The organism is Cupriavidus pauculus (assembly GCF_008693385.1).
Classification (GTDB): domain Bacteria; phylum Pseudomonadota; class Gammaproteobacteria; order Burkholderiales; family Burkholderiaceae; genus Cupriavidus; species Cupriavidus pauculus_D.
This window is the reverse complement of record NZ_CP044067.1, coordinates 2509977-2530331: the sequence shown is the minus strand read 5'-3', so window position 1 is coordinate 2530331 and position 20355 is coordinate 2509977. Positions and strand designations below refer to the sequence as shown.

Sequence of the window (20355 nt, the reverse complement as noted above, 5' to 3'; positions counted from 1 at the left end):
ATCGCGTGGGCGAAGATCAGCCGGCCTTGAGCCGGGAGAGGCCAAGCGCGCGCACGGGCCGCTCGTCGAGTTGCCACAGCGTGTCGAGCAGCCGCGCGGCCGGGCCAGCGCCGAGTACCGGCGCGGCGAGCTCCATGAACTTGTCGGCCAGTGTCGCGTCGTCGAGCGGCGACTCGGGGTCGCCCTTGCGATACGGCGCGAAGTAGGTATGGCGCGCGCCATTGGCCATTTCGATCTCCACGCGCGCGGCACGCTGGCGCGGAAACGCCGCGGTCAGTTCCGGATCGGCGGTCAGCGACACCTTGGTCATCAACTGGCGAATCTGCGCATCGGCCATGCGTTCGGGCAGGAACGCGTCGAGCCGCACCGCGCCGCGCAGAATGCCGTGCGACACGACGTACGGCAGGCTGAAGCGCGCCTCGAATGCCGTGGTCGGATTGAAGTTGCCGGTCACATCGAGCGCCACCTGGTACGTCGCCACGCGGACGGCCGCGATGCGCGCCGGGTCGAGCGCGTGATCGCGCACGAGTTGCTGGGCGGCATCGATCGCCGCGAACGTATGGCCGCAGCAGCCGTGATTCTTCTGCGTGATGCGCGTGACGTTGTAGTCGGTGCCGAGGCCCTGCGTCACGTTGCTCCAGTCCGGCTTGCCGCACAGCGCCGCGCCGAAGCCGGCATCGCCTTCCAGAATGTTGTACACGCCGTTGACGCCGTGCGCGGCGGCCTGCGCCGCCTGCACGCCGACCTGCGCGGCATGGCCCGCATGCAGCGCCTTGGTCATCGCGTCGGAGCGGAATGCCTGTTGCAGGCCAGAGGCGAACGTCGCGGCCGTGGCCATCGCATCGGCGGCCACACGCGCATTGCCCGGAGCGACGAGCAGCGCGCCCGCGGCCGCGGCGCCGAAGCAGCCGACCGTGCCGGTGGTATGGAAGAAGCGATAGTGCGCGGGCTGGATGGCCGCGCCGATGCGTGTGGACACTTCATAGCCGGCGATCACCGCGCGCAGGAAATCGATGCCCGTGGCATCGACCTGTTCGGCCAGCGCCAGCGCGGCCGCGATGGTCGGGCAGCCGGGGTGATAGACGGCATCGCGGAAGATGTCGTCGAACTCGGCCGCGTGCGATGCGCTGCCGTTGATCCATGCGGCCAGCGCGGGAAACGCGTGCGTGCCATGGCCGATGACGGTCGAGCGGCCCACGCCGAGCTCTTCGCGGTGCGCGGCCACCAGTTGCTGGCCCGGCGCGATCTGGACGCCGGCGAGCAGCGCGGCGAACCAGTCGATGACGGCGCGGCGGGCATGGTGCAGTGCGGCGTCCGGCAGGCGCGACGACGCTTCCCGCCCGACATAGGCGGCGAAATCTTCGATGATCATGAGTTGTGCTCCTCGGAATGCGGGCGTCTCTGGCGCCCGTCGACAGTCTGGAATGGTTATCATCGTAGGCTCGCCGGCGTGGCCAGCTTTGACTTTTGGAGAAACCTCCCGAAATATCGCGGGGATTCCAGAGGACGCGCCGTGCGGTGCATACTGCGCCCATGGACATTCCGTCGCTACTCATCCTGATTGCCGCCGTCGAGGAAAAAAGCCTGTCGCGCGCGGCCGAACGCGAGAACCTCGTAACCTCCGCGGCCAGCAAGCGCATCGCCGAACTGGAGCGCCGCGCGGGCACCGCGCTGCTGCGCCGCCACGGTCGCGGCGTGGAGCCGACGCCAGCCGGCGCGATGCTGTATCAGCGCGCCAAGGCCATCGTGCGCAGCGTGCAACTGGCGCAGGACGCGCTCGCCACGTTCTCCACCGACGGCACCGCGAAGATCCGCCTGGCCTCGAATCGCTCGACGGTGCTGCAGTTCCTGCCCACCGATATCAGCGGCTTTCTCAAGCAGGTCCCCGAAGCGCGCATCGACCTGATGGAGGCGTTCAGCTTCGATATCCCGCGCATGGTGTCCAATGGCGACGCCGATATCGGCATCTATCACGCGCGAAGCCCGAGCCCGGGGGTGTTCTCGCTGCCGTACCGAAAGGATCGCGTCGGGCTCGTCGTGCCGCGCGGCCATCCGCTCGAGGCCAAGGGATCGCTACGGCTCGAGGAAGCGCTCGACTACGACTTCCTGGGCTATTTCCCGCGCCATACGTTCGATGCGTTCCTGACGCTGGTGTCGGGCACGATCTCGCGTCCGCTCACGATCAAGACGCAGGTCTCGAACTTCGAGGCGCGTTGCCGCATGGTGCGCGAAGGGCTCGGTATCGCGGTGGTGCCAGAAGGCATTGCCAAGAACTACCTGTCGATGATGGGCCTGTCGCTGCTGACGCTCAACGACGAATGGGCCGTGCGCGAATTCCACGTGTGCGTGCGCGATCGCGACAGCCTGCCGGCCGCCACGGCGCAATTGCTCGAGTACCTCGCGCGCTGCGCGACGATGGAGCAGCACTTCAAGCGGCCGCGCTAGAAGTGGCAGCGAGGCATGAACGCAGCGTTTCTCTTTTTTCATAGCTGAGCGGGCGCGTTTCCCTAAGATGGTCGGTAGAACACTACGAACATCGGAGACGACTCATGCTTCAGATCTTCCGGCCCATCGCGGCCGGCATGCTGCTTTGCTGCGCCGCAGCGACCGCGTCGGCCCAGACGACGAATTTCCCCACCAAACCCATCCGCATGGTCGTGGCATTCACGGCCGGAGGCACCACCGACATCCTCGCGCGCGAAGTCGCCGCCGAGATGTCGCAGACGCTGGGCCAGTCCGTGGTGGTGGAGAACCGTCCCGGCGCGGGCGGCAATATCGGCACCGAGATCGTGAGCCGCACCGAGCCCGACGGCTACACGCTGCTGGCCACGTCGGTGGGCCCCATCGCGATCAACCCGTCGCTCTACAGCAAGCTCAAGGTCAACCCGCTGACCGAACTCACGCCGGTGGCCCCGATGGCCGACGTGCCCAACGTGCTCGTGGTACCGCCCACGCTGCCGGTGAAATCGGTGAAGGACCTCATCGCCTACGCGAAGGCGCATCCGAACTCGACCAACTTCAGTTCCACCGGCGTCGGCACCGCCGCGCATCTGTCGGGCGTGCTGTTCAACGAGCGCGCGGGCGTGCAGACCACGCACGTGCCCTACAAGGGCGCCGATGCGCTCAACGATCTGCTGGCCGGCCGCGTGCAGTTCATGTTCGCGACGCTGCCGTCCGTGATCTCGCATATCCGTAGCGGCACGCTGCGCGCGCTCGCGGTGGCATCGCCGCAGCGCACCGGCACGCTGCCCGATGTGCCGACGATGGCCGAAGCTGGCGTCTCCGGCGTGGAAACCGGCGCGTGGTTCGGCCTGTTCGCGGCCAAGGGGGTGCCCAAGGACGTGCTCGCCAAGCTCAACGGCGCCGTGGTCACCGCGCTCGGGAAGGCCGAGGTCAAGAACAAGCTCGCGCAGCAGGGTGCCGATGCGATGCGGCTCTCGCCCGAGGCGTTCGGCAAGTTCGTGCTCAGCGAGAACAAGCGCTGGAAGCCGGTGGTGGTGAGTTCGGGCGCGCGCATCGACTGACCCTGCCCGCCCTCCTGGCCCACGACGCCCCGCCCCGTGCGGGGCGTTGCTTTTGCGAGGCGTATCATTGAGCTTTTGATGGAGGACGCCTCGCCGATGTCGGCTCCGATCGCCCTGCTGGTCATTACCGCGGCGCTCAGCGCAATGATGCTGGCCATTGTCTTGTCGCTGCGCCGCTGCGGCCTGCCCGGCGTGCAGGAGTGGTGCCATGCGAACCTCGTTGCCACCGTCGCGCTCGTCCTGTTCGCGCTACGCGGCAATATTTCCGACGTGCTGTCGGTCGTGGTCGCCAATGCCGCGCTCGCCTGGGCCATCTGCATGTTCTACGCGGGCACCGTGCTGTTCTGCGGCGGCCGGCCGCCATGGCGCATGCTGATCGCCGGCACGGCCGGCGTCGCGGTGAGCATTGCCGCGCTGCGTTATGTCGTCGATGACTTCGCGGCCCGCGTCGCGCTCGTCTCCGCCTTCCATGCGCTGCTCTGCGCGGGCGTCGGCATCACGCTGCTCACGCGCCGCCCGCGCAATCGTACCGCGAGCCATTTCCTGACCACCGCGACGTTCGCGCTCGGCTTCGCGCTGGCGCATGCCGCGCGCGGCGCCATGGCCGCGATGGCGATGCTCGGCGACGGCATCACGGCACCGGGCCTCAACGTCGCGTTCCTGACGCTCGGCGCGCTGGTGATGCCCGCGCTGACGATGGGCGCGGTGCTGATGATCCACGACAGCCTCGTGCGGCGGCTGGAAGCCATCGCCAATACCGATACGCTGACCGGCGTGGCCTCGCGCAAGGCGTACGAGGACGAAGCCGCGCGCGAACTCGCGCGGGCCATGCGCGGCGGCCCCACGCCCGCGCTCGTGATCATCGATATCGACCGCTTCAAGTCCGTCAACGATACGTGGGGACACGCCGCGGGCGATGCGGTGCTGCGCGAGTTCGCGCGCGTGGCTGGGGAGGAGATTCGCGCCAGCGACCGGCTCGCGCGGCTGGGCGGCGAGGAGTTTGTGATCCTGCTGCCGGCGACGGGCGAGGCCGAAGCGCGGCATGTCGCGGAACGGGTTCGCGCGCGCGCGGCGGCCAATGCCGTCGATACGCTGTTCGGCACGGTGCACTACACGGTCAGCGGCGGCGTGGCGACGTGGCGCGCCGGCGAATCGCTCGCGCAACTGTCGGCGCGCGCCGATGCGGCGCTCTATCGCGCCAAGCTGACGGGCCGCAATCGTATGGTCGGCCAGAGCGAACTCGTGGACGGCTTGACCGCGCCCGCCTCGGATCGCATCGCCAACACGGTCTGATGCGCCGTCAGTTTTAATCTCGCGTTACGGCAAACGTTACGGCCGACGTTACGAGGTAACGATGCCGTAACGGCCCCGCGTGCTCCCGCGCACGTTCGAACGGACGTCTCAATCGCACCCTCCTTCCCGCAAACCCAATGCCGTGGCGGTACCCGGCAACGTCGCGGATGCCCTGACATGGCCGCGCGCGCACTGGGCATGGCCGTTGCGGTGGTGAGTCGCTGCACTCGCAGAACATCACAAAGGAGAGGTCATCGTGCGCAACAACAATTACTTGCTCGGCCTGGTATTGGTGGGCCTGATGCTGATGGGCGGCTGCTCCCATCACCATACCGGCCCCATGGGGCCTGAAGGCATCGCGGGCCCGACCGGCGCGACGGGAGCGACGGGGGCGACGGGTGCCACCGGCGCGACGGGCGCCACGGGCTCGGCCGGTGCGACCGGCGCCACGGGGTCCGCCGGTGCTACAGGTGCTACAGGTGCTACAGGTGCTACGGGTGCGACCGGCGCGACGGGGGCGACGGGCGCTACCGGTGCGACAGGTCCCACGGGCGCGACGGGTGCCACGGGCCCGCAAGGTCCGCAGGGCCAGACCGGCGCGACCGGTCCCACCGGCCCGGCCGGCAACGACGGCGCCACCGGTCCGCAAGGACCGCAAGGTCCGCAAGGGGAAACGGGTGCCACGGGTCCGACAGGCGCCGCGGGTCCCACCGTGCTGAAAGAGGTCGGCACCGCGGTCAGCAGTGTCGGCAGCACGGTCAGCGGTCTCGGCACGGGACCGCTCGCCGCGGTGACCGCGCCGGTGGGCTCCGTCGTCAGCCAGACCGGCGACCTCGTCGGCAACCTCACGCCGCAACTCGCGGCCGATCCGGTCAATCAGGTATTGACCACGGCAAACCGCGCCATCGTGCCGCTGACGGCCACGCTCGGCAACGCCACGCAGACCATCGGCGGCGCTACGGGTCTTGGGCCTACCGTGAACAACCTGCTCGTAACGCTGGGCGGCGCGGTGAACAATGTGGGCGGCACGCTCAAGCAGACGCAGGCACCGGTGGTGAGCGAGGTCGGCGGCATCGTGCAGACGACGGGCACCGCGGTGGCGGCGCTGGGCGGCGCGCTGATTCCCGCGGGTGGGACACCGGGCACGAACCCGCTGGCCCCGATCACCAACCTCGTCAGCGGCCTGACGGGCGGCCTCACGGGTGGACTAGGCGGCGGCACCGGCGGCACGAACCCCCTGGCACCGGTCACCAGCCTCGTCAGCGGCCTCACGGGCGGGCTGACGGGCGGACTGGGCGGCGGCACGGGCGGCACGAACCCGCTGGCACCCGTCACCAACCTCGTCAGCGGCCTCACGGGCGGGCTGACGGGCGGACTGGGCGGCGGCACCGGCGGCACGAACCCGCTGGCCCCGGTCACGAATCTCGTCGGTGGCCTCACGGGCGGCGTGGGCGGCGGCACGGGCGGCACGAACCCGCTGGCACCCGTCACGAATCTCGTCGGTGGCCTCACGGGCGGCGTGGGTGGCGGCACGGGCGGCACGAACCCGCTGGCACCCGTCACGAATCTCGTCGGCGGCCTAACCGGCGGCGTGGGCGGCGGCACCGGCGGCACGAACCCGCTGGCCCCCGTCACCAACCTCGTCGGCAGCCTGACCGGCCAGCGTTAAGCGAAAAATGCCCCTCTCCCGCCGGAGAGGGGCGCGCATCGCACCGGTCAAGCCGCGACCGGCTTGATCAACCCATCCGCGCGAAACATCGCCTTGATACCCCGCACCGCCTGACGAATCCGCGACTCGTTCTCGATCAGCGCGAATCGCACATGCTCGTCGCCATAGTCGCCAAAGCCAATCCCCGGCGACACCGACACCTTGGCCTTCGCCAGCAACTGCTTGGCGAACTCGAGCGAACCGAGCGCGCGATACGGCTCGGGAATCCGCGCCCAGATATACATCGACGCCTTGGGAATCTCCACAGGCCAGCCCGCCTCGATCAACCCGCGCGCCAGCACATCGCGCCGCGACTGGTACTGCGCGGCAATCTCCTTCACGCACTGCTGATCGCCCTCGAGCGCGCTGATCGCCGCCACCTGCAATGGCGTGAACGTGCCGTAATCGTGATAGCTCTTGATGCGCGTCAGCGCGTTCACGAGATCCGGATTGCCGACCATGAAGCCGATACGCCAGCCCGCCATGTTGTAGCTCTTGGACAGCGTGAAGAACTCCACCGCAATGTCCTTGGCCCCAGGCACCTGCATGATCGAAGGCGCCTTCCATCCATCGAACACGATGTCCGCATACGCGAGGTCGTGCACGACGAAGATATCGTGCTTGCGCGCCAGCGCGATCACGCGCTCGAAGAAATCCAGCTCCACGCAGGCCGCGGTCGGGTTCGACGGAAAACCCAGCACGATCATCTTCGGCTTCGGATAGCTGCCGCGAATCGCGCGCTCGAGTTCGGCAAAGAAATCGATGTCCGCCGTCATCGGCACCGAGCGAATATCCGCGCCCGCGATGACCGCGCCGTAGATATGGATCGGATAGCTCGGGTCCGGCACCAGCACCGTATCGCCGCGATCGAGCGTGGCGAGCATCAGATGCGCAAGCCCTTCCTTCGAGCCAATTGTGGCGATGGCCTCGGTATCGGGATCGATATCCACGCCATACCGGTCGCGATACCAGTGCGAGATCGCGCGGCGCAGCCGCGGAATGCCCTTCGATGCCGAGTAGCCATGCGTGTCCGGCCGCTGGGCCGCGTCGACGAGCTTCGCCACGATATGCGGCGGTGTCGCGCCATCGGGGTTGCCCATGCTCATGTCGATGATGTCCTCGCCACGGCGGCGGGCGGCCATCTTGAGCTCGGCGGTGATATTGAAGACGTACGGGGGGAGACGATCGATGCGCGCAAAGCGGCGCTTGCCGGAAGAATCGGCGGCCATGGAGGAGTCCTTTTACGTAAGCGCCCGGAACCGTCCGAGCGACGTCGGTGGCTGTTGTCTCGACCACCGGGAACCGATATTACGCAGCGGCGCGCGTTTGCACAACTCCCTCTTTCACACTTTTATCGCGATCTCACCACGACACGCCCGAGGGACGATACGGACGATCGGGCGGCAGCAGCCGCACGATGCAGTTGAGCGCATCGGCATTGACCTGGTCGCCGCCCATCGCGCCCGCGATCGATGCGCGATACTCGGGCACGCTGATGCGCTGGTAGTACAGCCGCGACGTCTGGTCGAGCCAGTAGACGTACTCGCTATCGCTCTCGTCGCTGCCCGTGCGCAGCCACTCGCCGACAGGATGCGTGCCGAGCGTGGCGTCGGCACAGGTGTTCTGGATACGGTCCACGTACTGGTTGAACCCTTTGGCCTCGAAGTTGCGGACCGAGTCCGGCGCGCAGGCGGCCAATGGCAAACCGAGGGCGATGACGACGGCAGACAGGCGGGCGCGAGGCAGCGACATGGCATCTCCGGAGGATGGGCGTGCTTGCAGTGTAGCCGCCCGCCTTCCGCATTGCGCTGCAATTGCTCAGTCGCTCAAACGCTCATTCGCTCAATCGTCGATCGTCTCGTGCACGGCGGCATTGCCGCGCTTCCAGTAGGCCGATGCTCGAATGCGCGACTTGTCGACGCCACGCTCTTCCACGAGGTACTTGCGCACCTCGCGCATGGCCGCGCCCTCGCCCGCGGCCCACACGTAGCCATCGCCTTCGGGCAGGCTGACCCAGCGCAGCGTGGGCAGCAGCATGCTGCCTTCGGGACGATCCTCGCGATGGACCCAATGCACCTCGATATTCGGTCCCGTCACGAGCGGGATATGCGACCCCGCGTCGGACACTTCGAGCACGACCACCGCGCGCGCATCGGTCCCGAGCTCTTCCAGGCGCCGCCCGATCGCGGGCAGCGCGGTGTCGTCGCCGATCAGCAGATGCCAGTCGAACTCGCGCGGAATCACGAACGAACCGCGCGGACCGCCGACGCCGAGGTACTGGCCCGGCCGCGCCTGCGCGGCCCATGTGGAAGCGGGCCCGTCGCCGTGCAGCACGAACTCGATATCGAGTTCCTGGGCCACCGGGTCGTAGCGACGCGGCGTGTAGTCGCGCGCCTGCGGGCGCGTTGCCCCTTCGGGGAACGTGATCCCCTCGGGTCCCACCTCCGGCAGCACGGGCTTCTCCTGCCCCGCCGCCGGGAAAAACACCTTGATATGGTCGTCGAACGATGCGGACACGAAGTCGGCAAGGTCGGGACCGCCGAGCGTTACGCGCAGCAGTTGCGACGATATTTTCCGGACGCGCAGCACCTGAAGCTGGCGCATGCGAAGCGTATGGCGAACACGTTGAACGGTCAGATCGCGTGGAGCATTCATATAGGGGTATCCAGTGGTGTCGATATGGCAGGCTCAGCCCTTGTTCTCGATCTCGCGCGCGGCACGATCGAGGATGGCGATAATCCGCCGCTGCTCGTCCGGCGCGGCGTCGGTCGCCAGCGCCAGCGCGCGCTTGAGCCGCATGCGCGCCTCAACGAACTCCGGCAGCCAGCCGCCCTGCTCGGGATCCTGCTGCGGCATGCCCGTCATCGCGCGCCGCATCCAGTCCATCTTCTTGGCCACGTGCCGCAGCTTGCCAACCATCAATGCCACGCGTTCGCGATGCGTTTCCAGATAGGCAACGCCGGTCTCGGTAATCCGATACAGCTTCTTGTTGCCCTCCGCATCGACGCTCGCATACCCGAGGTCCTCGAGAAACGTCAGCGCGGGGTAGACCACGCCGGGACTCGGCTTGTAGAACCCACCGGTCCGGGTCTCGAGCGCCTTGATCAGCTCGTACCCATGCGAAGGCTTTTCCTCGAGCAGCGACAGCAGCAGCAGTTGGAGGTCTTCGGCGCTGAACTTCCGCCCGCGCCGCCAGCCGTCGTCCGAGCCAAATCCGTCCGCCCCGTCGCCGCCGTCCCATTCGGGGCGGCCGCCGCTGCTCCAGAACCCGCCGCCATGGCGATGCATCATGTGCGCGCGCAGTTTGTGCAGGTGGGCATGAAAATGATGGTTAAGGTGAAGCATGCGTCGCTCCGAATATCGTAAAACATATCTTACGATATACAGAGCGACAAAAAAGGTCAAGGCGAGGATGCGATAACGCGCCGGCTAGATGCCATGGAACAGCCAGGACAGATGCTGGCGGGCCTGAGCCGCGCTCGTCTGCGACAGCAGCGCATTGCGGAGTTCCGCCGCTACCCCCTTGGCGTGATAGAGCTCCCCGTACATGCGAGAGGTCAGTTGCACGCGCGCGGTGCGCAGGTAGCGCGATTGCTGATAGGCCAAAAACCTGGCGGTGGTCCCCAGGCCCATGCGAGCGTTCCAGCTGCAGGGCATCGCATACGTCGATCTGGTCCACGAGGACGGCACCCCCATCACCTACCCCGTTGCCGCGGTCTCGCTTCGTAGCGCGCGCAGCGCAATGATCGACAACTTCATCGCCATCGTTTCGGATGTCGGCAAGGGCTAAGCGCGCTGCGCCGACGGCTTGAACGTCGTCACCGGCGTCGAAGATATTTCCTGCGCCGAGGAAAAGATTCACTTCAATCTCGGGAGCGGATGACGGAAGATCAATCCACCCATGCGCGACAAGAACGTGCACATGCGAGTCCTCCTGACCATCCTGCTGACGATGAGCCTGCTCGCTTCGCCGGCGCCGTCGCGCGCGCAGACGTTCGGCATCGTCGGCGCCAACGTCCAGAAGCAGGCGAATGCGGTGCTGACGCTGATGTCGTTCGCGGTCGTGCCCGATCTGGCGTCCAGTTCGCTGTCCATCAGCAATACCAGTACCGATAATCCCGATATCACGCTCTGGCAGCTCGGCGGCGGCTTTACGCTCAGCAAGTCGTTCCCGCTATACCTCGAGGGCTCGGTAGCCTACAACCGGTACGACCCGACCTTTGTCGCCTCGAATGGCCAGGAAACGCGCCGCGTGCCGACCAAATGGAACACGTTCGCGGGCACCGTCGGGGTGGGCTGGGATTTTCCGCTGACCGAGAGCAAGGAGCTGGTGTTCCGGCCCATCCTCAACGCATCGATCGGACGCGTCGCAAGCGATATCTCGGTGGCCAAGTTCGCGGTCGAACAGAAGACCGACCGCGACATCATGTTTCTCGAGGATGGATCGATGAACGCCTATGGGATAGGCGGATCGGTGATGCTGGATTGGGAGAGCCACCGCGGCGAGAACGATCTCGATCTGGAACTGCGCTACACGAACATCTATCTGCGCAGCTTCGGGACATCGTATGGCATCGGCGCGTCCTCGGCCGCGCAGACCGCCAGCCTTTACGCACGCTGGCGCGCCCCCACCGGCCTCCGCGCCCTCGACCGCCCGGTCCGCTATGTGCTGGAGCTCTCCCACTCGCAGTACTTTGGCAACCAGGCCGGCGCACTGGGCTTCAACTACCTGACCACGGTCGGCACGGGACTGGAACTGGACACGAGCGCCCACGAAGTCTTCGTGACCCGCATCCGCGCCGTGGTGCGGTACGTGTTCGGCAACAACGTCTCCGGCGTGTCGTTCGGTTTCGCGGCGAGTTTCTAAGGACGCGCTACAGGCAACTGCGCTGGGCGAACGGAACCGCGCGGAGTTCGGCCTGTGGATCCGTTCCCCCTACCCACGTGGCATCCCCTGCTCATACGAGTCATCGTTTTGGCGCATATGAGACGGCCGCCGCCGCGTCCTCAACAAGCCCCTACGCCGCCAGCTTGAAAGTCATCACCGCCGACGACAGCTGGTTGGCCTGGGCTTCCAGCGAATCGGCCGCGGCCGCGGCCTGTTCGACCAGTGCGGCGTTCTGCTGGTTGACCTGTTCCATCTGCGACACCGCCGAGCTCACCTGTGCGATGCCCGACGACTGCTCGCCCGATGCCGCCGAGATTTCGTTCACGAGGTCGGCCAGGCGGCGGACTTCGGAAACGATTTCGCCGATCGTGCTGCCGGCCTGCTCCACCTGCACGCTGCCGGCATCCACCTTGCCGACCGACGAATCGATCAACGCCTTGATTTCCTTCGCGGCACCGGCGCTGCGCTGTGCGAGCGCGCGGACTTCGCCGGCGACCACGGCGAACCCGCGGCCCTGTTCGCCTGCACGCGCGGCTTCCACCGCGGCGTTCAGCGCCAGGATGTTGGTCTGGAAGGCGATGCCGTCGATCACGCCGATAATGTCCACGATCTTCTGCGAGCTCGTGTTGATCTCGCTCATCGTCTGCACCACGCCGCGCACCACCTCCCCGCCCCGCGTGGCCAGCTGGGCCGCGCTGCTGGCCAGTTCGCTCGCGCGCGAGGCGCTGTCGGCGTTGTTGCTCACGGTCGAGGTCAGCTGCTCCATGCTCGCCGCCGTTTCCTCCAGCGCCGACGATTGCTGCTCCGTACGCGACGACAGGTCCGTATTCCCCGCCGCGATCTCGCGCGCGCCGATCGTCACCGCATCGGAGCTCGCCCGCACCTTGAGCACCGTCTCCGTCAGCCCATGCTGCATGCGCGCGAGCGCGTCGAGTACCTGCCCGATCTCGTTGGTGCCGGCCCTGGGCACGGTAATCGTCAGATCGCCCTCGGCCACGCGCATCAGCAGGTCCGATGCCTTGGTCAGCGGCGCCACCACGAGGCTGCGCAGCGCCAGATGCACGGCCACGATCAGCGCGGCCGACAGCGTCAGCCCGATGATCACAAGCACGATCACGCGCTGATAACGCGTCTGGCTGCGCGCCAGTTCCTCGTCATTGAGGCGCAACGCCAGTTGCTGGAACCGCTCGACACCGGCCGAATGCTTCGTGCCGAAGCCGACGATATCCTTCTCGTTGATCGCGGTATAGCCCGCGGTGTCATCCTTGCGCAGCGCCGCCACCGCGCGCTGCCCCGCATCGATATGCCCGCGGGCCACGGCAATGATGTCCTCGCGCGTGCTCGCATCCTGCCCCGCGAAGGTCTCGGCCTTCTCGAACGCGTCGAGCTCCTCCTTCGACTTGGCGATGAACTTGTCCGCCATGCCGAGCGCCTCGTCGCTGACCTTGCCGTTCTCCTTGCTGGAGCTGTAGGCACGCGTGAGCGCCGAGCGCGCCCGCATCATGTCCTTGTAGGCGTCGTTGAGCAGCAGCGCGCGGGAAGCCACCAGATGCGCGCGTTCGAGGGAGGACTTCGACTCGCGCAGTTCGAGCACGCCGAGGGCGGCGCCAAGAACGAGCATAAGGCCGAAAATCGCCAGCGTTGCCAGCAGGCCGTGGCGGATGCTTACGTTTTGCATGGAGTTGTCAGATTCGATCGATCAGTCGGTACCGGCTTAACGACGCCTCGCCCCGAACCTTGAGACCTTCCACGCACACGTTTGCGTTACATCAAATTTCTGCGATTCTGCACTTGACGGCAGAGGCTACATATAAGCAATCAACCGTCCCGCGCAAATCACGAGCCCCCACGTCACGAGCGAGATCCACGCACAGAGCCGCGCGCCCGCCGGAGGCGTTCCACCGGCTTCCCAGCGGCTGCCGGGCCGCAGCAGCTCGCGATACGGCCCCATATGGAACCACGCCGCATTGGCCAGCCCGAGCAGCACGAGCAGGGTCTTGACGACGAATGCGCGGTTGCCGACCAGGTCGTCGGCATGCGCAAGAAACAGCAGCACGCCGCTCGCGGCGATCAGCAGGAAGCCGACGACCGATAGCGGCAGCGCATGGCGCAGCAGCACGGTGACCGGCAACTGCCGGCCGAACCCCGCCAGCCGCATATCGACGACGACGATCGAGCCGAACAACAGCGCCATGCCAGCGAGATGAAAAATCTCGACGATCGGATAGGCCCACGCGGACGCACGCAGCGTGGCCGATACGGGCAGCGCCGCAAGCTGGGCGGCCCACTCGGTGACAGCGACCGGGGTCGCCACCGTCAGCGCAACTCGACCGTCTTGCCGTCGAGCGTGATGCGCTCGACCCGCATCTCGTCGGCCTTCTCCTTGCTGGCGTAGCCCACCATCGTGACTTCGCGGCCGACGGCGACCTTGTCGGCGGTGGCGCCGCGCGACTCCATGCGCGAGACGGGCGCGAGCACCGCGAACCATCGCTTGCCGCTCGCTTCGACGGTAATCGTGGCGTGCGGATTGCTGTAGTGGCTTTCGACGACCTTGCCGGTCACGGTCAGCGGCCTGGTATCGTCATAGGTGGACCAGCCATGATGCGCGAATGCCGGCAGGCTGACGGCGAACGCGAGCGACAGCAACAAACGACGGGGATGGTGCATGCGAACACTCCTTGTCGAAAGACTTCAGGCGTCAAACTTCAGGCATCCAGCTTCAGGCATCAAACCGCGGCGACTCCGGCGGCGGGTGCGCAATACTGTCGGGCGTCGCCGAGGACAATCCACCGGGCTCGCGCAACGTCCGCGCGCGCCGCATCATCGTGCCGAGCGCGGGATTCATCGCCTTGAGCGCGGCACGCTCGGCCAGCAAGGCATCGGCAAGATTCGCGCGGCCGCCGCGCAGCGCCGCCTCGATCAGCGTCAGCGTGAAGACATCGCGCTGCGCGTGACTGCCGCCGAAGCGATGGCAGATCTGCCGCACCGGCATCAGCCGCGCAATCGCCTTGTCATGATCGCCGCGATCGAACGCGATCAACGCCTCGGCCACGGGCAGCCCGACCTCGGCCGTCATCGTGCTGTTGGTGTTGCCCGCGTGGTGCGCATTGCCCGCGCCGCCCTGTGCCGCCGCCTCCTGCATGGCAGCGTGCAGGGCCGCCACATCGTCGATGCGCCCGGCTCCAAGACACGCCATGATCGCATGCACGTCGTTGAACGCATAGTATCCAGCCGCGCCCCGCGACTGCCAGTCGTCGGCCACGTCGATCCACCGGTTGCCCACGTCCACGCCGCGCAGATGCAGCCGCCACAGCAGCGCGGCGGCATCCACGAGGTCGAGCGCGACCGCCGGCGCGGGCCGCGCGACATGATCGTCGTAGAGCGCGAGCACCGCATCGTGCTGCTCGCGTTCGAGCAACAGCAACGCGAGGTGCCACCAGTTGTGAACGGCGAGCATGTTGTCCTCGGCCCAGTCCTCGCGGCGCGCGGTCAGCCAATCGACGCCGGCGTCGAGGCGCCCCTGCATCTCCATGACATGCGCCACCGCGTGGATCGCCCACGGATCGCGCGGGTTGAGCGCCACGGCCTCGCGCCCGCGCGCCTCGGCATCCTCGTACCGCTGCATCTCCTCGAGCCCGAACGCATGCATGCCCAGCAGATAGCTGTAGCCGGGCACGTTCGCATTCCAGTGCGGGAGCACCTGCGCGATGCGATCGCGCAGCATGCTCGACTGGCCCAGCAGGAAATCGCCGATATGCGCGACCTGAATCGCAAGGATATCGTGCGGATAATCGACGGCGATATCGCCGTAGGCCTGCACGGCCTGCGAGAACCGTCCGTCGAGCCAGGCCCGCGCCGCCGCGAAATGCCGGCGTTCGCGCTCGTTGGCGCGCGCGCCCAGCGCCTCGCCCGCTTCCACGCTCTGCCGCAGCATCGGCTCCGCGGTCCCGTCGCCGGACGTCACCATCAGGCCGGCACGCAGTGCGTGGCCCATCGCGAAGTCGGGATCGTCGACCAGCGCGCCGTCGATCACGGACAGCGGATCGCCGTAATACCCATGCAGCAGGTTGAGCGCGGCCTCGTACCGCTCGAGCGAATGCGCGCTCGCGGGCGATACGTGCAGGCCCCTGAAGTCCGTCTGTGCCATCGCGTCCCCTTGTCGTCGTCTGCGCGGACATCCCCTCATCGTAGTCAACAGGCGCGCCGACGCAAGGCGGGCCGGCCCCCGAAGGCGGCGGGAGGCCGCCCGCGCCAGGCGTCCCTCTCCACACTTGCAGGCACCCATGCTACGCTCCTCGCTCCTCCATGCCACTGCCACGCCCATGCGCTCCGCCTCCCGCGACACCTACGAAGCCGTGTCCCTGACTCTTCCCGCCGCGGCCTGCCCGGGCCAGTCCGTCGCCGATATCGACACTCCTTCGCTGGTGCTGGACCTCGACGCCTTCGAGGCCAACCTCGATCGCATGCAGGCCGTGGCCGATGCCGCCGGCATCAAGCTGCGCCCGCACGCCAAGGCCCACAAATGCCCCGACATCTCGCTCGCGCAGATCGCGCGCGGCGCGGTGGGCGTGTGCTGCCAGAAGGTCAGCGAGGCGCTGCCGTTCGTCGCCGCGGGCGTCACGGACATCCATATCAGCAACGAGGTCGCGCTGAACCCCGCAAACCCGGCCAAGGCCGATCTGCTCGCGAAGCTCGCGCGGCATGCGCGCCTGAGCGTATGCGTGGACGACGTCGCGCAGATCGACGTGCTCGCGGCGGCATGCGACCGCGCCGACAGCCGGCTCGATGTCTTCGTGGAAATCGACGTGGGCCAGGGCCGCTGCGGCGTGCCCGACGCGCCCGCGGCGCTGCGCCTGGCCCGGCGTATCGCCACCTTCGAGCGCCTGCATATGCGCGGGCTGCAGGCCTATCACGGCGGCATCCAGCATCTTCGCGACTGGAACGAGCGCCGCGATGCGGCGGCCAGCGCGGCCGCCCGCACGGCCGCCGTGGTCGCCGAACTGCGCGCGGCCGGCGTGGAATGCGAAGTGGTCACCGGTGGCGGCAGCGGCAGCGTGGAGTTCGACCTGCAGAGCGGGGTCTATACCGAGATCCAGCCCGGTTCGTACGTGTTCATGGACGCCGACTACGCCAGCAACGCCTTTACGGGCACGATGCGCTTCGCGCACGGCCTGTTTATCGCGAGCACGGTAATGAGCGTGGCCGCGGGCGACCGCGTGATCCTCGACGCCGGGCTCAAGTCGATGGCCGTGGATTCGGGCCTGCCGTGGGTGTGGAGCGAGCAGGCAAACGCGCCCTCGCAAACGCTGGTGTACACCGCGGCCAACGACGAGCATGGCATCGTGAAGCCCGTGGCGGAGGGGGGTGGGATCGATGCGCTGCCGGCGCTCGGCAGCCGCGTGCTGCTCGTGCCGGGCCATTGCGACCCGACGCTGAACCTTTACGACGACCTCGTCTGCGTGCGCGCGGGAGTGGTGGAGGCCGTCTGGCCGATCGCCGCGCGCGGGTTCAGCCGCTAGATTCAGCCGCTAAAACTCAAACAACCGTATCAGGCGAGCTGGGCCGCCAGCTCGTACAGGTCCGCGGCGATCCAGCCGCGGCCATTCCATGCCTCGAACACGAGGTCGCTCACGGGGACATCGGTGAGCGTCCCGATCCAGTCCGTGGGTGCCGCGCCACAGCGCAGCCCACTCGCGACCATCGTCATCGCGTCGGGTACATCCATGTCCGCCACCCGCGTGACGGTCGGCCACGGTAACAGCCGGCGGTCGTCGGCCCGTAATCCGAACCGGTAGAGACCGAAGCGCGCATGCAGCGCCGCGCGGCTCAGGCCGCGCGCGTCCGCGCGCAGCTTGTCGTCCTTGCTCGCCGACGGATCCCATTGCTGGTTCCGCGAGAACCACAGGATCTTCTGGCACGGTTCGGCCGCGTGTCCGCACGCGCCCCCGGCGCCGGGCACGAGCTGCCCCGAACGCGCGATGGCCGCCAGCGGCGTGCCTACCGTGTAGTGCCAGACATAAGGTGAATCAGCATCCATTTCCAAGCAGCTCCCTGCAAACGTCCCTTCTACAGCCACATTGGTGACCAAAGGGCGTGTTTACAAGCAGGGCTGGAGCGCATGACGTGTGCACCACCTGGCGGCGCGAACCCGCATTCCAGACCCCTTTGTCACCCGCAAAGCCAGTGCCAGCGCGGGTTTTCAAATCGTAGGGCAAGACCATAGCCGATCCGCACTCGTGCCGCGCAGGCCTTGAGTAGAGGGCGAAGTCTAAAAACCATAGCACAGCCATTGCTGCGTCGCAGCACCTGTTTGGTATCTGCCGCGGTTTTTCGCACAAAACCCGACGCTGCGAGGCATCGATCACATGTCGTCCACGTCACAAACACGACACACAAAAGCGTCAATACCGACATCGGCATTCTTGCGCCGAATGTCATTGCGGCGAAAACGCCCCTTCCTACGATCTGCAGCGTACGTCCCGTCCTCCGCAAGAGAGAACCCCACCATGACCTTCGTCCTTCGTACCCTGACCCGCGCGCGCCCGTTCGCGCCGCTGGCCGCCCTGGCGCTCTGCGCCGCGCTCGCCGCCTGCGGCGGCAGCGATGCCGATAACGGCAGCAATCCGACCACGCCGCCCGCCGGTGGCGGCACCACGCCACCGGGCACCGTCACGCCCCAGATGAAGTGCGCGCCCTGAGGCCCGCATCGCCCCCCAAACGCCTACCGGCAAGCAACCTCATCGACTCGCCATGAACTCGAACAGCCGACGCAACTTTCTGAAGATGGCAGGCTCCGGCGTCGCCGCCACGGCCGCCCTCGCCGCCTTCCCGCCAGCCATCCGCCGCGCACTGGCCATTCCCGCCAACAACGCCACGAAGTCCATCCGCGACGTGGAATACGTGGTTGTCCTCATGCAGGAGAACCGTTCCTTCGACAATTACTTCGGCGCCCTCAAGGGCGTGCGCGGCTTCGGTGACCGCTTCCCGATTCCGCTCGCCGGCGGTCTCAACGTTTTTCAGCAGACGTACATCAACGCCAGCACGGGCGTCACGCGCACCCTCACGCCGTATCACCTCGACAGCAGCAAGGGCAACGCGCAGCGCGTCAACGGCACGCCGCACAGCTTCCCCGACGCGCAGAACGCATGGGACCTCGGCCGCATGAACCGCTGGCCTACGTTCAAGCAGCCGCAATCGATGGGGTACTACACCGAAGCGGAAGCGGGCTTCCAGTACGCGCTGGCCAACGCCTTCACGATCTGCGACGCATACCACTGCAGCTTCCACGGCGGCACCAACACCAACCGCCTGTTCCACTGGACCGGCACGAACGATCCGACCGGCGCGCATGGCGGCCCCGTCATCGACAACAGCGGCGACTCGCTCGAAGCCACGAACATCAACTACACCTGGAAGACCTATCCGGAGCGCCTGCACGAAGCGGGCGTGAGCTGGAAGGTTTACCAGAACATGCCGGACAACTTCACGGACAACCCGCTCGCGGGTTTCCAGCAATATCGCGCCGCCAACGCCGCGCGCGGCAACCAGATCAACGGCGCGCCGTATCCCGCGTACACGACCGCCGACGAGGCCGTGAGCCCGCTCTACAAGGGCATTGGCAACACGATGCCCGACGGCGGCTTTTTGCAGGCGCTGCGCGACGATATCGCCGCGGGCCAGCTGCCGCAGGTGTCGTGGATCGTGGCCCCGGCCACGTACTCGGAGCACCCCGGGCCCTCGAGCCCCGTGCAGGGGGCCTGGTACACGCAGCAGGTGCTCGACGCGCTCACGGCCAACCCCGATATCTGGGCGCGTACCGTGCTGTTCATCAACTTCGACGAGAACGACGGCTTCTACGACCACGTGCCGCCCCCGGCCGTGCCCGCGCTCGACGCCAGCGGCCAGCCGATCGGCGCCGCCACGATGAGCACGGATGGCGAGTACCACACGACAAAGCAGCCCTACGGTCCCGGCCCGCGCGTGCCCATGTACGTGGTATCGCCGTGGAGCCGCGGCGGCTGGGTCAATTCGCAGGTGTTCGACCATACGTCGGTGCTGCGCTTCCTCGAAGCCCGCTTCGGCGTGGTGGAGAGCAATATCAGCGCGTACCGCCGCGCGGTAATGGGCGACCTGACCAGCGCGTTCGACTTCGTGAACCCCAATGCCAACGCGCTGCCCACGCTGCCGACCATGCAGAAGGCCGATGCGGACAACCTGCGCACCGCGCAGGAAGCGCTGCCGCAGATCGCGCAGCCGACGGTGGCCGCACAGGTGCTGCCCAAGCAGGCCGCCGGCACGCGGCCATCGCGCAAGCTGCCCTACACGCTGCACGTGAGCGGCCTGGAAGACCCGGTCAATCGCGCGATGTGGCTCAAGTTCAAGAACGACGGCACGCAGGCGGCGGTATTCCACGTCTACGACAAGCTGCACCTCGCGGACGTGCCGCGCCGCTATGCGGTGGACCCGGGCAAGGAGATCGACGCCAGGTGGGACGTGTTCACGCTGCTGAACGGCCGCTACGACCTGTGGGTGGTCGGCCCCAACGGTTTCCATCGTTCGTTCTCGGGCGATGCGAGCACGGCAACGGGGTCGGGCGCTTCCGCGCCGGAAATCCGCGTCTGCTACGACGAAGCCAACGCCAGCGTCTACCTCACGCTGATCAATCGCGGCGCCACGGCGTGCACGTTCACGATCACGCCGAACGCCTACCCCGGCTTCAGCCCCGAGACCGTCGCGGTGCCGGCGGGCAAGAGCGTGGACAGGAACTGGGCACTGGCCGCGCAGGGCAACTGGTATGACTTCACGGTGACCACCGCGCAGGGCGGCTTCACGCGGCGCTTTGCGGGCCGGCTCGAGAACGGCAAGGACGGCGTGTCCGATCCGGCGATGGGCGGCTAGGCGTCACCGCCGATGTCCGACGCCCCGCGCTTCTTTCATGAAGC

20 protein-coding genes are annotated in these 20355 nt (G+C 67.3%); 9 read left to right on the top strand and 11 right to left on the bottom strand.

Annotated features, from left to right (window positions below; genetic code table 11):
• Nucleotides 1–16 precede the first annotated feature (16 nt).
• Entirely contained in the window at nucleotides 17–1372 is a 1356-nt protein-coding gene (locus FOB72_RS29550) for an MmgE/PrpD family protein (RefSeq protein WP_150376787.1), read from the bottom strand.
• Nucleotides 1373–1533: 161 nt separating this feature from the next.
• Between FOB72_RS29550 and FOB72_RS29545 the strand changes: the two genes are divergently transcribed.
• From FOB72_RS29545 to FOB72_RS29530, 4 genes are all read left to right on the top strand, one after another.
• A complete protein-coding gene (locus FOB72_RS29545; protein ID WP_150376786.1) occupies nucleotides 1534–2445 on the top strand; it encodes a LysR family transcriptional regulator in 912 nt (303 codons plus the stop codon).
• 104 nt (nucleotides 2446–2549) lie between these two features.
• Entirely contained in the window at nucleotides 2550–3524 is a 975-nt protein-coding gene (locus tag FOB72_RS29540; protein ID WP_150376785.1) for a Bug family tripartite tricarboxylate transporter substrate binding protein, read from the top strand.
• Between the two features lie 96 nt (nucleotides 3525–3620).
• Entirely contained in the window at nucleotides 3621–4817 is a 1197-nt protein-coding gene (locus tag FOB72_RS29535; RefSeq protein WP_150376784.1) for a GGDEF domain-containing protein, read from the top strand.
• A 301-nt stretch (nucleotides 4818–5118) separates the two neighbouring features.
• On the top strand, nucleotides 5119–6486 hold the full coding sequence (locus FOB72_RS29530) for a collagen-like triple helix repeat-containing protein (protein ID WP_150377563.1): 1368 nt from the start codon (nucleotides 5119–5121) through the stop codon (nucleotides 6484–6486).
• Nucleotides 6487–6533: 47 nt separating this feature from the next.
• On the opposite strand, the gene alaC is transcribed toward FOB72_RS29530, so the two are convergent.
• From alaC to FOB72_RS29505, 5 genes are all read right to left on the bottom strand, one after another.
• Nucleotides 6534–7754 (bottom strand): alanine transaminase, encoded by a 1221-nt coding sequence (gene alaC / locus FOB72_RS29525; RefSeq protein WP_150376783.1) that lies wholly within the window; start codon nucleotides 7752–7754, stop codon nucleotides 6534–6536.
• Between the two features lie 133 nt (nucleotides 7755–7887).
• Nucleotides 7888–8277: a hypothetical protein gene (locus FOB72_RS29520; RefSeq protein ID WP_150376782.1), complete on the bottom strand. Its 390-nt coding sequence runs from the start codon at nucleotides 8275–8277 to the stop codon at nucleotides 7888–7890.
• 90 nt (nucleotides 8278–8367) lie between these two features.
• On the bottom strand, nucleotides 8368–9180 hold the full coding sequence (locus FOB72_RS29515; RefSeq protein WP_150376781.1) for a siderophore-interacting protein: 813 nt from the start codon (nucleotides 9178–9180) through the stop codon (nucleotides 8368–8370).
• 33 nt (nucleotides 9181–9213) lie between these two features.
• Entirely contained in the window at nucleotides 9214–9870 is a 657-nt protein-coding gene (locus tag FOB72_RS29510; protein WP_150376780.1) for a PadR family transcriptional regulator, read from the bottom strand.
• Between the two features lie 84 nt (nucleotides 9871–9954).
• Nucleotides 9955–10158, bottom strand: coding sequence for a hypothetical protein (locus tag FOB72_RS29505; RefSeq protein WP_150376779.1), 204 nt, complete (start codon nucleotides 10156–10158; stop codon nucleotides 9955–9957).
• On the opposite strand from FOB72_RS29505, the gene FOB72_RS32335 reads away from it, so the two are divergent.
• Together FOB72_RS32335 and FOB72_RS29500 are read left to right on the top strand one after the other, a co-directional pair.
• Nucleotides 10157–10315 (top strand): hypothetical protein, encoded by a 159-nt coding sequence (locus FOB72_RS32335; RefSeq protein ID WP_191002308.1) that lies wholly within the window; start codon nucleotides 10157–10159, stop codon nucleotides 10313–10315. The genes FOB72_RS29505 and FOB72_RS32335 overlap by 2 nt on opposite strands.
• Nucleotides 10316–10447: 132 nt before the next feature.
• Nucleotides 10448–11392: a hypothetical protein gene (locus tag FOB72_RS29500; protein WP_191002307.1), complete on the top strand. Its 945-nt coding sequence runs from the start codon at nucleotides 10448–10450 to the stop codon at nucleotides 11390–11392.
• A 151-nt stretch (nucleotides 11393–11543) separates the two neighbouring features.
• On the opposite strand, the gene FOB72_RS32910 is transcribed toward FOB72_RS29500, so the two are convergent.
• The 4 genes from FOB72_RS32910 to FOB72_RS29480 form a co-directional block, all read right to left on the bottom strand.
• Nucleotides 11544–13091, bottom strand: a complete 1548-nt coding sequence (locus FOB72_RS32910; RefSeq protein WP_150376778.1) for a methyl-accepting chemotaxis protein — start codon at nucleotides 13089–13091, stop codon at nucleotides 11544–11546.
• A gap of 126 nt (nucleotides 13092–13217) precedes the next feature.
• Nucleotides 13218–13727, bottom strand: a complete 510-nt coding sequence (locus tag FOB72_RS29490; protein ID WP_150376777.1) for a hypothetical protein — start codon at nucleotides 13725–13727, stop codon at nucleotides 13218–13220.
• A gap of 2 nt (nucleotides 13728–13729) precedes the next feature.
• Nucleotides 13730–14080 (bottom strand): DUF6152 family protein, encoded by a 351-nt coding sequence (locus FOB72_RS29485; RefSeq protein ID WP_150376776.1) that lies wholly within the window; start codon nucleotides 14078–14080, stop codon nucleotides 13730–13732.
• A gap of 52 nt (nucleotides 14081–14132) precedes the next feature.
• A complete protein-coding gene (locus FOB72_RS29480) occupies nucleotides 14133–15560 on the bottom strand; it encodes a tetratricopeptide repeat protein (protein WP_223851636.1) in 1428 nt (475 codons plus the stop codon).
• A 175-nt stretch (nucleotides 15561–15735) separates the two neighbouring features.
• Here FOB72_RS29480 and FOB72_RS29475 point away from each other — a divergent pair, with 175 nt between their 5' ends.
• The gene (locus tag FOB72_RS29475; RefSeq protein WP_150376775.1) at nucleotides 15736–16932 is read left to right on the top strand and encodes a DSD1 family PLP-dependent enzyme; all 1197 of its coding nucleotides are present in this window, start codon (nucleotides 15736–15738) and stop codon (nucleotides 16930–16932) included.
• 29 nt (nucleotides 16933–16961) lie between these two features.
• Here FOB72_RS29475 and FOB72_RS29470 read toward each other — a convergent pair whose 3' ends face one another.
• A complete protein-coding gene (locus FOB72_RS29470) occupies nucleotides 16962–17450 on the bottom strand; it encodes a hypothetical protein (RefSeq protein WP_150376774.1) in 489 nt (162 codons plus the stop codon).
• A gap of 469 nt (nucleotides 17451–17919) precedes the next feature.
• Here FOB72_RS29470 and FOB72_RS29465 point away from each other — a divergent pair, with 469 nt between their 5' ends.
• Both FOB72_RS29465 and FOB72_RS29460 read left to right on the top strand, forming a co-directional pair.
• Complete coding sequence (locus tag FOB72_RS29465) at nucleotides 17920–18111, top strand: hypothetical protein (protein ID WP_150376773.1); 192 nt, start codon at nucleotides 17920–17922, stop codon at nucleotides 18109–18111.
• Between the two features lie 52 nt (nucleotides 18112–18163).
• Entirely contained in the window at nucleotides 18164–20311 is a 2148-nt protein-coding gene (locus FOB72_RS29460) for a phosphocholine-specific phospholipase C (protein ID WP_150376772.1), read from the top strand.
• Nucleotides 20312–20355 lie beyond the last annotated feature (44 nt).

What these genes read in the sequence shown, in the direction of transcription:
- FOB72_RS29515 (WP_150376781.1), bottom strand. Translation starts at nt 9,180, where the DNA reads ATGAATGCTCCACGCGATCTGACCGTTCAACGTGTTCGCCATACGCTT.
- FOB72_RS29475 (WP_150376775.1), top strand. Translation starts at nt 15,736, where the DNA reads ATGCGCTCCGCCTCCCGCGACACCTACGAAGCCGTGTCCCTGACTCTT.
- FOB72_RS29505 (WP_150376779.1), bottom strand. Translation starts at nt 10,158, where the DNA reads ATGGGCCTGGGGACCACCGCCAGGTTTTTGGCCTATCAGCAATCGCGC.
- alaC (WP_150376783.1), bottom strand. Translation starts at nt 7,754, where the DNA reads ATGGCCGCCGATTCTTCCGGCAAGCGCCGCTTTGCGCGCATCGATCGT.
- FOB72_RS29500 (WP_191002307.1), top strand. Translation starts at nt 10,448, where the DNA reads ATGCGAGTCCTCCTGACCATCCTGCTGACGATGAGCCTGCTCGCTTCG.
- FOB72_RS29530 (WP_150377563.1), top strand. Translation starts at nt 5,119, where the DNA reads ATGCTGATGGGCGGCTGCTCCCATCACCATACCGGCCCCATGGGGCCT.
- FOB72_RS32335 (WP_191002308.1), top strand. Translation starts at nt 10,157, where the DNA reads ATGCGAGCGTTCCAGCTGCAGGGCATCGCATACGTCGATCTGGTCCAC.
- FOB72_RS29465 (WP_150376773.1), top strand. Translation starts at nt 17,920, where the DNA reads ATGACCTTCGTCCTTCGTACCCTGACCCGCGCGCGCCCGTTCGCGCCG.
- FOB72_RS29535 (WP_150376784.1), top strand. Translation starts at nt 3,621, where the DNA reads ATGTCGGCTCCGATCGCCCTGCTGGTCATTACCGCGGCGCTCAGCGCA.
- FOB72_RS29460 (WP_150376772.1), top strand. Translation starts at nt 18,164, where the DNA reads ATGAACTCGAACAGCCGACGCAACTTTCTGAAGATGGCAGGCTCCGGC.
- FOB72_RS32910 (WP_150376778.1), bottom strand. Translation starts at nt 13,091, where the DNA reads ATGCAAAACGTAAGCATCCGCCACGGCCTGCTGGCAACGCTGGCGATT.
- FOB72_RS29540 (WP_150376785.1), top strand. Translation starts at nt 2,550, where the DNA reads ATGCTTCAGATCTTCCGGCCCATCGCGGCCGGCATGCTGCTTTGCTGC.
- FOB72_RS29545 (WP_150376786.1), top strand. Translation starts at nt 1,534, where the DNA reads ATGGACATTCCGTCGCTACTCATCCTGATTGCCGCCGTCGAGGAAAAA.
- FOB72_RS29470 (WP_150376774.1), bottom strand. Translation starts at nt 17,450, where the DNA reads ATGGATGCTGATTCACCTTATGTCTGGCACTACACGGTAGGCACGCCG.
- FOB72_RS29480 (WP_223851636.1), bottom strand. Translation starts at nt 15,560, where the DNA reads ATGGCACAGACGGACTTCAGGGGCCTGCACGTATCGCCCGCGAGCGCG.
- FOB72_RS29510 (WP_150376780.1), bottom strand. Translation starts at nt 9,870, where the DNA reads ATGCTTCACCTTAACCATCATTTTCATGCCCACCTGCACAAACTGCGC.
- FOB72_RS29520 (WP_150376782.1), bottom strand. Translation starts at nt 8,277, where the DNA reads ATGTCGCTGCCTCGCGCCCGCCTGTCTGCCGTCGTCATCGCCCTCGGT.
- FOB72_RS29485 (WP_150376776.1), bottom strand. Translation starts at nt 14,080, where the DNA reads ATGCACCATCCCCGTCGTTTGTTGCTGTCGCTCGCGTTCGCCGTCAGC.
- FOB72_RS29550 (WP_150376787.1), bottom strand. Translation starts at nt 1,372, where the DNA reads ATGATCATCGAAGATTTCGCCGCCTATGTCGGGCGGGAAGCGTCGTCG.